The sequence below is a fragment of the Bacillus sp. CCNWLW194 genome (genome assembly GCF_037120585.1).
GTDB classification, from domain to species: Bacteria; Bacillota; Bacilli; order Bacillales; family Bacillaceae_G; genus Bacillus_A; species Bacillus_A basilensis.
Map to the genome: position 1 here is coordinate 25,234 of NZ_JBBBBL010000005.1, position 15,437 is coordinate 40,670.

Annotated in this window: 12 protein-coding genes, 1 pseudogene and 2 other annotated features; of the genes and pseudogenes, 12 read left to right on the forward strand and 1 reads right to left on the reverse strand. The window is 33.9% G+C overall.

Annotated features, from left to right (window positions below; translation table 11 throughout):
• The first annotated feature begins 10 nt into the window (after positions 1-10).
• The 4 genes from V7S50_RS12905 (at position 11) to thrS (ending at position 5,031) form a co-directional block, all read left to right on the forward strand.
• Positions 11-829, forward strand: a complete 819-nt coding sequence (locus tag V7S50_RS12905) for a nucleotidyltransferase (RefSeq protein ID WP_242253126.1) — start codon at positions 11-13, stop codon at positions 827-829.
• 121 nt (positions 830-950) lie between these two features.
• Positions 951-1,571 (forward strand): YdbC family protein, encoded by a 621-nt coding sequence (locus V7S50_RS12910; protein ID WP_242253127.1) that lies wholly within the window; start codon positions 951-953, stop codon positions 1,569-1,571.
• Between the two features lie 186 nt (positions 1,572-1,757).
• On the forward strand, positions 1,758-2,465 hold the full coding sequence (rluF, locus tag V7S50_RS12915) for a 23S rRNA pseudouridine(2604) synthase RluF (RefSeq protein ID WP_063223359.1): 708 nt from the start codon (positions 1,758-1,760) through the stop codon (positions 2,463-2,465).
• A gap of 123 nt (positions 2,466-2,588) precedes the next feature.
• Positions 2,589-2,810: a binding site (T-box leader), on the forward strand.
• A 35-nt stretch (positions 2,811-2,845) separates the two neighbouring features.
• Positions 2,846-3,067, forward strand: a binding site (T-box leader).
• A 44-nt stretch (positions 3,068-3,111) separates the two neighbouring features.
• The gene (thrS, locus tag V7S50_RS12920) at positions 3,112-5,031 is read left to right on the forward strand and encodes a threonine--tRNA ligase (RefSeq protein ID WP_242253128.1); all 1,920 of its coding nucleotides are present in this window, start codon (positions 3,112-3,114) and stop codon (positions 5,029-5,031) included.
• Positions 5,032-5,156: 125 nt separating this feature from the next.
• On the opposite strand, the gene V7S50_RS12925 is transcribed toward thrS, so the two are convergent.
• A complete protein-coding gene (locus tag V7S50_RS12925; RefSeq protein WP_242253129.1) occupies positions 5,157-5,639 on the reverse strand; it encodes a DUF2975 domain-containing protein in 483 nt (160 codons plus the stop codon).
• Positions 5,640-6,029: 390 nt separating this feature from the next.
• On the opposite strand from V7S50_RS12925, the gene V7S50_RS12930 reads away from it, so the two are divergent.
• The 8 genes and pseudogenes from V7S50_RS12930 (at position 6,030) to V7S50_RS12965 (ending at position 15,103) form a co-directional block, all read left to right on the forward strand.
• Positions 6,030-6,797, forward strand: a complete 768-nt coding sequence (locus tag V7S50_RS12930; RefSeq protein WP_061679087.1) for an ABC transporter ATP-binding protein — start codon at positions 6,030-6,032, stop codon at positions 6,795-6,797.
• A gap of 12 nt (positions 6,798-6,809) precedes the next feature.
• Positions 6,810-8,693: an ABC transporter permease gene (locus V7S50_RS12935; protein WP_336376437.1), complete on the forward strand. Its 1,884-nt coding sequence runs from the start codon at positions 6,810-6,812 to the stop codon at positions 8,691-8,693.
• A gap of 266 nt (positions 8,694-8,959) precedes the next feature.
• Entirely contained in the window at positions 8,960-9,991 is a 1,032-nt protein-coding gene (locus V7S50_RS12940) for an alpha/beta hydrolase (RefSeq protein ID WP_063223355.1), read from the forward strand.
• A 209-nt stretch (positions 9,992-10,200) separates the two neighbouring features.
• Entirely contained in the window at positions 10,201-11,472 is a 1,272-nt protein-coding gene (locus V7S50_RS12945) for an MFS transporter (RefSeq protein ID WP_286676871.1), read from the forward strand.
• Between the two features lie 50 nt (positions 11,473-11,522).
• Positions 11,523-12,387 (forward strand): annotated as a pseudogene (locus V7S50_RS12950) (ABC transporter permease subunit).
• 1 nt (position 12,388) lies between these two features.
• Complete coding sequence (locus V7S50_RS12955; protein WP_242253131.1) at positions 12,389-13,393, forward strand: ABC transporter permease subunit; 1,005 nt, start codon at positions 12,389-12,391, stop codon at positions 13,391-13,393.
• A gap of 109 nt (positions 13,394-13,502) precedes the next feature.
• Entirely contained in the window at positions 13,503-14,261 is a 759-nt protein-coding gene (locus tag V7S50_RS12960; protein WP_242253132.1) for an alpha/beta fold hydrolase, read from the forward strand.
• Positions 14,258-15,103 carry a DUF2785 domain-containing protein gene (locus V7S50_RS12965; protein ID WP_242253133.1) on the forward strand — a complete coding sequence of 282 codons (846 nt, stop codon included), beginning with the start codon at positions 14,258-14,260 and terminating at the stop codon, positions 15,101-15,103. Before V7S50_RS12960 ends, V7S50_RS12965 begins: the two co-directional genes overlap by 4 nt.
• Positions 15,104-15,437 lie beyond the last annotated feature (334 nt).

Here is a 15,437-nt window from a genome sequence, read left to right on the forward strand (position 1 = left end):
AGTTGATAATTTGCCAAGTATAAAAAAAATAGGACGTTTTTGTCCTACAGATGATGAAGGGTATATTATAAATGATGCACATATTGACAAAGTGCAACCTATGTTTATGGAGGTAATACAAGAAGTGAAAAATACTTGTTGTGAATTGTTACAGAGTGATTTACACAGTGTTTATATAAGAGGTTCAATTCCAAGAGGGATTGGAATTGAAGGAGTTGCTGATATAGATGTAATTATATTAGTACGAAAGGATCCAAAATTAATAGATCTAAGTTGGCGAAAGAAGCTAGAACATCAAAGTTTACAAAAGTTTAATTGTATATCAGGAGTGGAGTTAAGTTTTTACAGTGAAAAAGAAGTGACCAATCTCAATCGTTTTTCTTTTATAAGCTTTATTATACAGACACATGGTATTTGTATACTAGGTGAAGACGTAAAATTGTCTTTACCTAAATATAAAGTAAGTCAGGAGTTAGCCTATGAACATCTTTTTCAATTGCGGAAACAAATTGGACAAGCTCGTAAAGAGTTGATTCATAATAAAGGCGTGGATGATATAGCGGATTGTTGTCGTTGGGTTATGAAGATAATAATCAGGTCAGGTCTAGCATTGACAATTGAGAGAGAAGGACTTTACTCCAGAGACTTATATCCTGCATATGAATTATTTAGTAAGCATTTTCCCGAACAAGAAAAAAATATGAGTAAGGCATTACAATATGTAATTGAGCCGATAAATGATATAAATGAAATTTTATTATTTTTAAGTACGTTTGGTGAATGGCTGATAGAAAGAGCGGCTGATTTTTTGAATACTATAGATAACTAGGATAATATAATTATATTATGTAAATGAAAAGGGATAGAGAGTGAAATTAATATTAGTGTAGGTGGAAATGTAGAAAGTGTTGCAAATGGGAAATGGAATGTAAGATGAGGGGGAATTAAATATGTTACTAAAAACAATCTACTGTAAAGTAGAAGAAGAGAAAAAGGAATTGTTTTCAAACGCACAAGAACAATGGTGTGATATAAAGTATTTAGATGGTTTTCATGGACAATTTGGCGGATGGTATGAAGATGAGGCATGTGTATTTACTTTATGGGAAGATAGAAGTGCGTATCAATCATTTATGAATGGTGCTCACGATACAATTTATGTAAATAGTAAACAAGAGGATACGTTTGTTTCATGTGAAATTGAATTATTTCAAACGTTGTATGATGTTACTGATACGCCTTTGAAAGACGTTGTTATAGAAGGATCATTCGTAAGAGTTGCCATATGTGATGTAAAGATCGAAATGGAAAAGCATTTTTTACATAAGCAAGAAACAATTTGGAATAAAGGAATGGAAAATGCAAAAGGGATGTTAGGTGGAGTACTTGGAAAGTCTTTGAAAAATGAAAATCGTTACATCGTGTTAACTTATTGGAAAGATGAAACGGCGCATCGAAATTATGTAGAAGAGATTTTCCCTGAGTTGTATAAACTAGCTAATATTCATGAAGACATAGAAGATATAAGAGGTAAACAAGTTGTATGTAAGGAAGAATGGCTTGTATATTAAGCGCAGAAAAAGTGTATAAATGAATGTATAATAAAGATAATTTCTTATAAACAAGAAATTAATAGAAGACGTTATATACCCTTTCATGTTAATATATTTAAGTTATAATAGGAGGCTTACCCTTTTGTATTGTACGGTAGAAGCAGTGTGAGCTTGAAATTTTTTTTAGAAAAGGATGTGCCTAATTTGCGTATCAATAAATTTATTAGTGAAGCTGGAAAAGCGTCTCGACGTGGAGCAGATAAATTAATTAATGAGAGAAGAGTAATTATTAACGGTAAGGTTGCAAAAATTGGTGACCAAGTAAATCCAGGTGATGATGTGCGCGTAAATGGAGAGCAACTTCGTATTGCTCGAGATCATGTATATATCGCTTTAAATAAACCAGTAGGTATTACATGTACGAGTGAAAAAGCTGTAAAAGGTAATATTATTGATTTAGTGAATCATCCTTTACGAATTAGTCATATTGGACGTCTCGATAAAGACTCAGACGGTTTAATTTTGTTAACGAATGATGGTGATATTGTTAATGAAATTTTACGTGCTGAAAACAAACATGAGAAAGAATATATCGTTTCAGTAGATAAGCCGATTACGCCTGATTTTCTTGAGCAAATGGCAGCTGGTGTGAAAATTTTAGGAACGAAAACGCTTCCGTGTGAGATTACACAGTTATCAAAATATGAATTCAAAATTATTTTAACACAAGGATTGAATCGCCAAATTCGTCGTATGTGTGAAGCTTTAGGTTATCAAGTATACACGTTAAAACGTACGAGAATTATGAATATTGAGTTGAATAATTTACCGGTTGGACAGTGGAGAGATTTAACGAAGAAAGAGAAGCGACGTCTATTTTCGGACTTAAATTACGAACCACAAGATTGGTAAAATTGAGAAGGGGAAACCAAAAATCTATTTTTGGTTTCTTTTTTATTAAATAAAAAATATTTTTTAACACTTGCAAAAATAAAATGAATAAGATATAGTAAATAACAATAAATGGATGTACTTTTAAAAGCAAAGAAAAGGACACGAGTTATTTTCCCCGGTTATACAGAGAAGGAAGGAAAGCTGAGAACTTCCTAACGCAGAAAAATAACTTACCACCTTAGAGCTGCACTGGGGAAATCAAGTATCTAGTGCCGTGTATGCGACGTTATCGCAAAAGAAGCCATTGCATTTTGTAATGGGAATCTGGGTGGAACCACGGATATAAGCATATTCGTCCCTATTTTAGGGATGGATATGCTTTTTTGTATTCAATTTCATAATAAGCGAAGAAAAGGACACGAGTTATTTTCCCCGGTTATACAGAGAAGGAAGGAAAGCTGAGAACTTCCTAACGCAGAAAAATAACTTACCACCTTAGAGCTGCACTGGGGAAATCAAGTATCCAGTGCCGTGTAAACGACGTTACCGTAAAAGAAGCCATTGCATTTTGTAATGGAAATCTGGGTGGAACCACGGGTAAAAGCACGCTCGTCCCTATTTTAGGGATGAGCGTGCTTTTTATTATGAAATGGAGAGATGAAAAATGAAAGAACAAATGATTGAAATTAAATTTCCAGATGGTAGCGTGAAAGAATTTGTAAAAGGAATTACTTTAGAAGAAATTGCGGGATCCATTAGCAGTAGTTTGAAAAAGAAAGCAGTTGCGGGGAAAGTAAATGATGGGTTATATGATTTACGCCGTAATATTGAAGAAAATGCGGAAGTAGAAATCATTGCTCTAGATTCAAATGAAGGTGTAGAAATTGCTAGACACTCGGCGGCACACATTTTAGCGCAAGCTGTAAAGAGAATGTATAGTAATGTAAACCTTGGTGTAGGACCGGTTATTGAAAATGGTTTTTACTATGATATGGATCTTCCGAGTAGTGTAAACATAGAAGATTTATCGGAAATCGAAAAAGAAATGAAAAAGATTATAAATGAAAATGTAAAAATTGAACGTGTTGAGGTCTCACGAGAAGAGGCAAAAAAACTGTTTCAAGAAATGAACGATCATCTGAAATTAGAACTGTTAGAAGCAATTCCAAATGGGGAAAGTGTAACACTTTATAAACAAGGTGAATTTGTAGATTTATGTAGAGGACCACATTTACCGTCAACAGGCTATTTGAAAGCCTTCCAATTATCTCACGTTTCAGGTGCATATTGGCGAGGTGATAGTGACAATCAAGTGCTTCAGCGTATATATGGTGTTGCATTCTCTTCTCAAAAAGAATTAGAAGAGTATTTGCATTTCGTTGAAGAAGCTGCAAAAAGAAACCATCGTAAGTTAGGCAGTGAGCTTGAGTTATTTATGTTTTCTGAAGAGGCTCCGGGAATGCCGTTTTATTTACCGAAAGGCCAAATTATTCGTAATGAATTAGAATCATTTTTAAGAGAAATTCAAAAAGAATACAATTACCAAGAAGTACGTACTCCATTCATGATGAACCAAGAAGTATGGGAGAGATCAGGGCACTGGGGACATTATAAAGATAATATGTATTTCTCAGAAGTGGATAATAAAAGTTTTGCATTAAAACCGATGAACTGCCCAGGGCATATGCTGATGTTTAAAAACAAATTGCATTCTTATCGCGAATTACCGATTCGCATGTGTGAATTTGGTCAAGTACATCGCCATGAATTTAGTGGTGCGTTAAACGGATTATTAAGAGTACGTACTTTCTGCCAAGATGATGCACATTTATTTGTAACTCCAGAACAAATTGAAGATGAAATCAAATCCGTAATGGCGCAAATTGATTACGTATATAAAACTTTTGGATTCGAATATGAAGTAGAACTTTCTACTCGTCCAGAAGATTCAATGGGTGATGATAAATTGTGGGAGCAAGCAGAGGCAGCATTAGCAAATGTATTACAATTATTAAATTATAAATATAGACTAAATGAAGGTGACGGTGCATTCTACGGACCGAAAATTGACTTCCATATTAAAGATGCTTTAAATAGAAGTCATCAGTGCGGAACAATTCAGCTAGATTTCCAAATGCCAGAGAAATTTGATTTGAATTATATAGATGAGAAGAATGAAAAGAAAAGACCAGTTGTCATTCACAGGGCAGTATTAGGATCTTTAGACCGCTTCTTAGCAATATTAATTGAGCACTTTGGAGGAGCGTTCCCTGCTTGGGTAGCACCAGTTCAAGTGAAAGTTATTCCAGTATCGAATACAGTCCATGTACAATATGCAGATGAGGTTACAGATAAGTTAGCTCAAGCTGGCATTCGTGTGGAACGTGATGTGCGAGATGAAAAATTAGGATATAAAATAAGAGAAGCACAAATGCAAAAAGTTCCTTATGTTCTTGTTATTGGAGATAAGGAAATGGAGAATGGAGCTGTAAATGTACGTAAATATGGGGAAGAAAAATCAGAAGTTGTTGAACTAGGTGTATTTGTGAAAAGTATAAAAGAGGAAATAAAAAATAAGAAATAGAGAATGATAATAAAATACACCATTAACATGTATTACTGAATTTAAAGTAAATAAAGAACCATAATAAATGATGAAGGGATAGCTTAATCGTTATCCCTTCATCATTTATTCCCATATACTTCATCTCAAACTGTTAAATCATTTTCTGATTGTATATGAATGGCTTCTTGTAAGAGCTTTTGGAGAACTGCAGCAAAAATTGCAATCACGATAGAGCAGAAAATAATGATCAGTCCAATTGGTATAAAACTTGGAGGGTCAATTTTTTTTGCCATAAGATAGTAGAGTGGCATACCTAGCAAGTATATGGTACTAATCGTAAGAGCACAGTATTTTATATTTTTTAAAGACTTTACTGATAATTCCGAGAACGCTTTGTTCTTATCAATATAGCTTAAAAGTTTAAACGCTTGATACAGAGCGAAGTAAAAAGGTATCGCTGCTACGTACATATCGATTAAAACGAGAGATTTCATATAAGCAATAGCTGGATACAATTCTCCAGCGAAATTCCCGATTTTAGGTATTAAAAATATGCACAATGCAAGTACTACTATACCTATAAAAACAATAGCTAGCTTTAAAAAGAGTGTTGTAACTTGTTTCATAAAAGGCACCTCGTTTTATTTAATGACAACATGATTTTATCATATAATTTATCGTTTTAAAATAAAATTATATTGTTTTTTAATTTATTATTATTGTTATTTATGTATCCTTTTAATATTTGAAAAATAAAATGCTTTTCTCATTACAAAGAAAGTCCACTTGTGAAATGGTCTGTAATATTTTTTACCTTACAAAAATGTAAGGTAAATGTAAGCGAAATCGAAGGAACGAGTTGTAGAAAAATGAGAATATGAAGTAGGAAATAGGTTCATGTAACCTGTAGAACTCTACTTGAATGAATAATTAAAAAATTCTTAAGGATTCACATGAGAAAAAGATAAGAAATATGTGAGAAATTAAATTTATACAAAAGGGATGGAGTGAACGAGATGTCAACAAATGTAGTTACTGTAGAAAGTGTAGAAAAAACGTACGGGAAAAGAAATGAGAATCAGTCAAAAGCACTAAGGGGCGTATCATTAAATATTAAGGAAGGGGAATTCGTCGGGATTATGGGTCCTTCTGGATCTGGCAAAACGACTTTACTTAATGTGATTAGTACACTGGATCAAGCGACAGGTGGTAGTGTAACCATAGCTGGTACAAATATTACTTCAATGAAGGGGAATGCATTATCAGATTTTCGATCTCAAAAATTAGGGTTCATTTTTCAAGATTTTAACTTACTTGAGAACTTATCAATTTATGAAAATATCGCTTTACCACTTTCTCTGCAAGGCGTACCTTCAAGTGAGATAACTGGAAAGGTAAATGAGGTTGCGAAGAAATTAGGGATTACTGAAATTTTAACAAAATATCCAACTGCTGTTTCTGGTGGACAAAAGCAAAGAACAGCGGCAGCACGAGCTTTAGTACATAATCCAGCAATTGTATTAGCAGATGAACCGACAGGAGCGCTTGATAGTAAAAATGCAAAAAGTTTATTAGAAGCGATGCAAGATTTACATGAAAATCACAATGTAAGTATTTTGATGGTGACACACGATGCATTTAGTGCGAGTTACTGTGAACGAATATTATTTATCCAAGACGGTCTTCTTTATAAAGAATTAAAGCGTCAAGGAACGCGAGAGAATTTCTATCAAGACATTTTAGGTGTGCTCGCTCATATGGGCTCAGCTGCTGAGTCTAAGTAGGGGGGCGAGACTATGTTATTTAAATTATCACGTCATAGTATGAAAAAGATGTTAAAAGATTATATGGTTTTACTTATTGGTCTCGTTATTAGTATTAGTATCTTTTACATGTTCCAAACGATGGCGATGAATAGTGAATTTACGAAGGATAATAGTCTGATTAGTAGTATTAGACTCGTATTCTGGGTAGGTGCAATACTATTATCTTTCATTACTGTATTTTATATTATATATGCCAATTCTTTCTTACTCACATTAAGAAGAAAAGAACTCGGTATGTACATGATGCTCGGTGCGAAAAAGAAAAAAGTAGCACAGTTATTATTTATTGAAACATTCGGTATGGGTATTGTCAGTATTATTATCGGGATTTTAGTAGGGATGTTACTTGCAAGTGTAGCAGGAAACTTTTTAATGAATGGCATGGAGATTTCAGCAAAAGGTAGTTATTCATCTGTATATACACCAGCAATCTTAGTTACAGCTATATTCTTCTTAATACTATTTTTTATTACTGGTTTAATGAATAGCATTCGATTGTTACGCAAAACAGAACTAGAGTTAATTCGTGAAGATGAAACACTAGATGAAGTAAAGAAAAGTAAAACTCGCATTATTATAATGACCGTACTTGGTATATTACTAGTAAGTATAGGGTACTATTTTATGATCAATGTAAAAATATATGCTGAATTAGGTTTTATTATAGCGACCATCGTTACAACACTTGGAACATATTTTATCTTTAGTTCATTGCTCCCATTTTTTGTAATGAAAATTAAAGGGAATAAAAAACGAAATGAAACGGGCTTAAATAGTTTTACATATGCTCAGCTACGCTTTCGAGTAAATAGTTTATCGAGAGTATTAGGAACTGTAGCGATGTTAATTGCATTAGGTGCAGGGGCAATGACAGCAGGTATGGCATTTCAAAAAAATGTAGGCATTATGACAGATTCCTCACGTGTATATGATGTCGTAATTCATGATCCAAATGATCAAGATACAGCAGCATTAAAGGAAATGGAAATAGTTGAAGAAAGCAAGTATAAGTATAAAGTAGATGGAGAAGCGGTGTATTACTTACGTGACGATTTAACTATGAAACCGCCACTTATTTCCGACCGCTTTGATATGGAAACTTTAAAAGAGCCTGCGCGTAAACGGGTGGCTGAACCTTTAACTGAACCTGTATATTCTGCATTGGAAGCTCCCGAAGCAGCGAATAAGCTTCCTCGTATGCCAAAAGATTGGGAAGATGCGGTTGTAAGAGAAATACAAATTACACATAATCAATTTAACGGAAAGCCTGTAAGAATTGCTGATGAAGAGCATTATAAAGGAATTCAAGGAACAGAACATACTGTAACATTAGCAAAAGTAGATGATATGAAAAAATATAAACCATTATTGATCGAAATAGACAAGAGACAAAAAGAACAAATTGAAAAAACAACAGGTACAAAAGTAGACATATTTACGAAAATGACAATTTATCAGTTAACGAACAGTCTCATGAGTGGAACAATGTTTATGGGGTTTTTCCTCGGAATTGCCTTTCTAGCAATGATGGCAAGTTCGCTTATGTTCAAAATATTAACGGGTGCTTCTCGTGATGTACGCCGTTATGAGATGTTACGAAAAATCGGTGTGAGACGTAGTATGCTGACAAAAAGTATATATAAAGAAATTTCATATTTATTTATCTTCCCAGCAATCATTGGAATTTCCCACGTTTTAGTAGGGCTTAACTTATTCAGCTTCATATTAGTTGACCCGTTTGTAAAAGTGTGGGTGCCAATAGGGATTTTCTTAGTCATTTATTTCATCTATTACTGGATAACTGTCCAATTGTATAAAGGAATGGTAATGCCGAAAGAAGAAGTAGCGAAATAGTTTAAAAAAGAGTCCTTGTTTTGAAAACAAGGACTCTTTTTATTTGTGATACCTTGTGATTTAGTATTGCTATGATTAACGTATTGAAAATTAAGAAAATATTAAAGGTTTATATAGCTGAAAGTTAAGAAATATATGGGATATTAAGAATGTACAAAAAATCAAGATGAAATTGGAAATTGTAATTGTTGTACATTCATATTTTTTGAGGTAGTTTTACAGAACTAAATTGATGTTTTATAAATTTAAAAGAAAGGAAACTACTTATGAAGAAGATAAGAAAATTAATAAAACTTATTGGTGCCATCACTATACTACTATTAATCGTAGCGCTAGTATTTCCTACATGGACTTCGCAAATAAAGGGGGAAAATAGTATAAGTACATTAGAGCAAGTAAAGATAAATGGAAGTGGTCATGAAATTATGATACGCGGTAAAGATAAGAACAATCCGGTAATTATTTTTGTACATGGTGGACCAGGTTCTTCAGAAATACCATATGCTCAAAAATATCAAGACTTATTGGAAGAGAAATTTACAGTTGTTAATTATGATCAAAGAGGAAGCGGGAAGTCGTATCATTTCTTTGAAGGTTATTCGAATCTTACATCAGATTTACTTGTAGAGGATTTATTAGCTTTGACAGATTATGTTTCAAAACGTCTTGGTAAAGAAAAAGTAATATTAATTGGCCATTCTTACGGTACATATATTGGAATGCAAGCTGCTAATAAAGCTCCTGAAAAATATGAAGCATATGTTGGGATAGGGCAAATGAGTGATACAGTAGAGGGTGAGATGGATAGTTTAAAGTTTGTTATTGATCAAGCGAAAAATGCAGGAAATGAAGATGAGGTTTCCTATTTAAATGGATTAACTAAAAAAATTAAAAATGGCGATACATACACTCCTCGAAATTATGTTGCGAAATATGGTGGAACATCAAGACTCATTGAAAATCCAGATGGTGATAACATCGGGATGTTACTCAGTAATGAATATAACTTGTTAGATGTAATTCGTTATAACGTTGGATTGTCACATTCTCAAACTGTTTTATTAGAAAAGGATTTAAAGAATCCATTGCCTACTAAGGTGACTAAAATGGAGCTACCGTTTTATTTCCTTATGGGGGAATATGACTATAACACTTCATTTCATGCAGCAAAAACATATTTTAATACTATTGAAGCAGATCAAAAAGAATTTATTACTTTCGAGAAATCAGCTCATTATCCACAATTTGAAGAGAAAGAAAAATTTTACAAATGGATGTGCGATACATTCGTAAAATAAATAAAGTGTATCCGAACTATATAGAATTAAAAAGTTAGCGAGATATATCATTACATGAAGCGAAGTTAAATAAAAAAGACTCTTGTATAGATAACAAGAGTTTTTTTATATTGTTCTTTATACAGAAGGAAAAGATTGGATAATGGTCGAAAAATATAATATAACTTCCGAGAAATGACTAAAGTAATACTATTTTGTCGAGAGAAAGGATACGAGTTATGAAAGAAATGCTACAGTTATTTCGCAACAAAGTGTATGCGCGTTTTTTTCTAGCAAATATTTTAGAACGACTTGGTTCTATGATTGCTGGAATTTCTTTAATGTTTTATTTATTAGATCAATACGGAAAACAACCAGTTTACGCAACGATGACACAAATTATGATTGCATTACCTGCATTAATCTTTTTTCTCTTAGTAGGGACAGTAGTGGACCGTTTTGATAGACAACGTATTTGTACGGTAAGTAACATATGTTGTTCAATCTGTAATATAGGAATCCTAATTTCGCTTTATTACGGGATGATTATACTCGTCTTTCTATTTTTATTTTTAGAAAATGTATGTATACAATTTTTCTCTCCATCAGAACAGTCGATGATACAGGGAGTAGTTGAATCAGACCAATTTGGTGCAGCAGCAGGTATGAATCAAATGGTAAATAGTTTGTATGCTTTGTTTGGCGTAGGTATTGCAACGATGGTGTACTGGACTTTTGGAATTTACGGGAGCATTTTAGTAAATACGCTCACCTTTATTATGAGTGGTATTTTGATTCAAACAATCTCCATTCCAGAAAAAGTTCGTTTACCAAATGGTAGAACAAAATGGAAAGAAGTCAATTTGAAGATGTTAATAACAGAGTTTCAAGAAGGGATTAAGTATATATACCAAAATGAAACTTTAAAAAAATTACTACTAGGATTTATCGTATTTGGGCTATTAAATGGCATTTTAAGTGTATCCACTACTTACATATTAAAATACAAACTTGCTCCAGTAATGTATGAAAGTTTAGCAATGATAGGCGGTGTAGTTGGAGGGATTTCATTACTAATAGGAAGTATAGTAGCAACAAGTATAGGTAAGAAATATGCACCAAAACCTATTATTGTATTTGGAATGGCGGGCTCAGGGATCTTCTTTGGTATGTGTTACTTTGTAAATCACGTATGGTCTTTTTATGTATGTATCGCTTTTGCGACTTTCTTTTTACCATTTATTAATGTTGCAATAATGGGCTGGATGTATGAAATTGTAGCAGAGTCATTTATGGGGCGCGTTCAAAGTTTACTTAGTCCATTAACGACAGGATTCCAGCTGTTATCTCTCGGTTCGATAGCAATGTTATTTCCGAAATGGATTGATGCAGATACATTGTATATCATTTTATTTGGTTTATTATTTTTTGTTACGTGTTTATATCAAGCCATTTTACCTAGTGGGAAGAAGCGAGTGCAAGGGATAGCTGAAGAGATATAATACATCTATTTATTTCAGAATATTCTATTTCATGGTGAGGAGAAATAGTTATGTTGATGCGAACTGTTAAGTGGTGTGGGATTACTTGTTTACAACAATTAGCTACAATCTTATGTATACTGCCTAGGTGCGCTACCGCGTTTATTTAAGGGATTGCAAATTGATTTACTCGGTTTCTGGAACACAATTGTATCTCTTGGAGAGAAGTTACTTCAACCAGGGGAAATAACATATGGGTTTCGAGACTCAAGAAAATTATTTCCACAAATATGGATTCATTATATTGAAACGATGATCGTATTTTTGTCAGCGTTTTTACTATCTTTGTTTATAGCGTATGTACTTGTCGTTTGGGTATTGCAGCGTTCTCATAGGAAGCAAAGAATATGGAATGGGGTTTTTCTCACGCTTGAGAGTATACCGGATATATTACTTATTTTATTGTCACAGCTTCTTGTCGTAATTATGTTTCAAAAAACAGGATTTATGCCAGTCAAACTGGCTGGATTAGGGGAAGAAAGGATACGTTTGTTACCGATTATATGTCTTACAATACCAACAACATTATTGTTTATTAAACTTTTGTTATTACGGTTTAAAGAAGAATTAGAGAAAGATTATAGTTTGTTTGCCAAGGGTAAAGGGCTAAGTTTACGGCATATTTTGACACATCATATTTCAAGAAACGTTTTATTGACGACAATTTATTATGCGAAAACAAATATATTATTTATGCTATCCAATTTATATATTATCGAATGGATTTTTAATACATATGGAATGTTTGTTTTTGTAAAAGAAAATTCGAAATTAGAAATATTTACAGTGAGTTTAATTATATTATACGTACCGCTTTTTATACTATTTCGTTTATTACATACGTTCTTACAAAATGTTATAAAGGAGCGTGCGTGATATGTGGCAAGTTGTAAAAAGAGATATAAGATTTTGGATAGGCATTACCTTTTTGAGTGTACTAATGATTGTTAGTATTGGGTATACGGTGTTTTTTGATGGGAATATTCGCGAACTCACGATGATGTATAACGAAAAAGGAGAACTAGAGGCAGCTCCATTTTCGCCATCAAGTAAATTTTGGTTTGGAAGTGATGTGAAAGGTCGTGACCTTGTTCAATTAATAATAGAAGGTGCGAAATGGACAGTTGGAGCGAGTATAGTTATAGCGATTTTACGAGTGATAGTTGGAGGGGGAATTGGTTTACTTCTTGGTATGTACGGTAAACGTTATTTTCCAGTTATTTCATCTTTTTTTGACCCTTTTAGTATTGTACCAATGGTTATGATTTCTTATTTTATGTTAAATGAAGTTTTAACGTTTGATAGTGGAGCGGAAGTTGTGCCGTTGTATTTGCGTGTGGCATTTCAAATTATAGTTCTTGTATTTCTTGCTGTACCAACAGTGATGTTGTTTGTAGCACAAGAAGTAAAACGTATTAAAAAAGAAGAATTTATGTTGGCAGCTACTGTGCTCGGCGGAAGTAAGTGGCATAGGTTGAAGCGCCATATATGGCCGCATATGTTACCACCATTTCTTTTATTAGTAGCTCAACAATTTGTGAGTACTTTATTGCTTCTTTTACACCTTGGTTTGTTGCAATTATTTTTTGGCGGAACTATAACTTTCAGTGGAATGGATCCAGATAGTGTAACAAAAGAATGGACTGGCCTAATTGGTCAAAACTTCCGCCACTTAACTACTCATACATGGATTGTACTTATACCGATTGCTTTTTATAGTATGACAATTCTCGCGGGAAATTTAGTTAGTAATAGTATGCAAGATGCGATTAAACTTGGAAATGTAAGAACATCTAAGAGCAAGGGTAAAGAAATAAAGGAAGAGAAACGAATACAAACTAATGTGAGTGATTTTTCTTTCTATAGAGAGGTACAAAAATAAAAAAGATAGCTGAAGTTACAAAAGACAGTAAAGTTCAAAAAAAAAAATAATCAAATTATTATGGGGATATCAATATTGTAAATCCTATAATTGAACTGGGTGATTAAAAGTGACTATACAAAATAAAAAGATAATTGATATATGTGATAACCACAGACTATTAAATAAATATTCACGTAACAGTACTCCAAGCGTAATCTTCATAGCAGGGTTAGGCGATAGTTATGAGACATGGAAAAAAGTCCAAGACCGAATATCGCAAGAAACATCAACCTTTTCCTATAACAGGTCGGGTATTGACAGGAGTCAAGTGGCATCCGTCCCGACGACTTGCTATGATCTAGTTGAGGAGCTCAACGAATTGTTGCTAGCGCTTGAAGTGGAGAAGCCCTATATATTGGTGGGACATTCTTTTGGTGGTTTGGTCGCTAGATTATATGCCAGCCTTTATCCACTGAACATCTGCGGTATGATTTTGGTTGACGCTGCACCGGAATATAAAGAACTTGCCTATGAAAAGGTTCTACCCGAAAATCTGCTTGCAAGAAATAGGGAATATTACGAGAATCCTATGTTGAATAGTGAGAAGATTGATAAAATACAAAGTTATAAGCAAGTCGTTGATCATTCAAAGCAAAGTAACCTCCCTCTTGCAATTATTACAAGAGGTTTACCTGACAATGTTGAAGAAGGATGGCCATCTCAAGATATATTGGAAATTGAGCAAAGGCTCCAAGCAGAATTCCAATGGCTATCAACGTCAAGCAAGTACCGGATTGCTAGTCGAAGTGGACATTATATTCATCATGATGAGCCAGAAGTTGTTATAGAGGAAATTATGTTAATGTTGAAGGAGATGGGGAAATGAGCGATACAAGGACTAAATTGATGCTGGATTTGCAAAGAATTGAGAAGGATGAGTATCAGTTACGTGAAGGTGAGCGACATCAAGATTTCTTACCTTTGTTACTTCAATATATTGGCGATCCTCAGCCAGAATTACGAGATAACCTGATTTATTCAATGTTTTATATGTGGATTAAGGAAGAGAATAGATTCAGTGAAGAGGAGTTACGAAGCCTCTTAACTGTTCTGACTGATGAGAACCATTTGTTCTATAGTATTGGTAGCGAGGATGATCAGTCAGTTTTTACAAGGACGTTCTCTGCCTTACCTATCGCTTTGATTGTGCAACGCCACAGACAAAATCCATTTTTTAATCAAGCGGAAATTGAGCAATTAATGCATGCGATACTCCGTTATTATAAAGAGGAGAAGGATCTGCGAGGTTACCTTTCAGTAGGAGGCTGGGCTCACAGCGCGTCTCATGGTGCGGATGTTTTTGTCGAGCTGGTGCAGTGCGAGGAGAGCAGCGTCACAATGCTGCGTAAGGTTCTTGTCGCTATTTCTGGCATGCTTCATAATGGTAAACAAATTTTTAGCGATGAGGATGATGAACGGTTAGTAAACATCGTGGATACGATGATTGACAAAGAGTTACTTCCACATCAAGAAATCGCTGATTGGATTAGTGGTTTAGCACAATGCTGCAATTTGCCGAGAAGTCGCAGTCAGGTGATTGCTCGCGTGAACAGCAAAAATTTTTTACGCAGTCTCTATTTCAGAAGGGGACAAGATAGCGGAGGGAATGAGCTTAACACTGTTATACTTAGTACTGAGGCAAAATTGAACAGGTTTTCTTTTAATTAAAGGGTTTGAGACGGCCCCTTTTTATGTCAAGAAAAACAAAAAGAAACCATCAATTGGTAAAATGGAAGTACCACCCACCATGCACAAAAGGAGAGGCAAGGGCTGCAATTAAGGCAGTTTTTCCTCATTGAACTAAAGGGCAGCATTTCTGTAAAGATTGTGAAAAAATGCTTATTGAACTAACGCATGCGTTAGTTCAATAAGGTCTAAAAATGTTGTTTTAGTAAATGAGGTCATATGTAGTATAAAAAAAGATAGATAATGCATATACTTTCTGCTTTATCTATCCTCTTCTTTTTCGTCTATACAATGTGCAACATTATATAACTATTAT

What these genes read in the sequence shown, in the direction of transcription:
- V7S50_RS12935 (WP_336376437.1), top strand. Translation starts at nt 6,810, where the DNA reads ATGTTATTTAAATTATCACGTCATAGTATGAAAAAGATGTTAAAAGAT.
- V7S50_RS12910 (WP_242253127.1), top strand. Translation starts at nt 951, where the DNA reads ATGTTACTAAAAACAATCTACTGTAAAGTAGAAGAAGAGAAAAAGGAA.
- V7S50_RS12955 (WP_242253131.1), top strand. Translation starts at nt 12,389, where the DNA reads ATGTGGCAAGTTGTAAAAAGAGATATAAGATTTTGGATAGGCATTACC.
- V7S50_RS12925 (WP_242253129.1), bottom strand. Translation starts at nt 5,639, where the DNA reads ATGAAACAAGTTACAACACTCTTTTTAAAGCTAGCTATTGTTTTTATA.
- thrS (WP_242253128.1), top strand. Translation starts at nt 3,112, where the DNA reads ATGAAAGAACAAATGATTGAAATTAAATTTCCAGATGGTAGCGTGAAA.
- V7S50_RS12940 (WP_063223355.1), top strand. Translation starts at nt 8,960, where the DNA reads ATGAAGAAGATAAGAAAATTAATAAAACTTATTGGTGCCATCACTATA.
- V7S50_RS12965 (WP_242253133.1), top strand. Translation starts at nt 14,258, where the DNA reads ATGAGCGATACAAGGACTAAATTGATGCTGGATTTGCAAAGAATTGAG.
- V7S50_RS12930 (WP_061679087.1), top strand. Translation starts at nt 6,030, where the DNA reads ATGTCAACAAATGTAGTTACTGTAGAAAGTGTAGAAAAAACGTACGGG.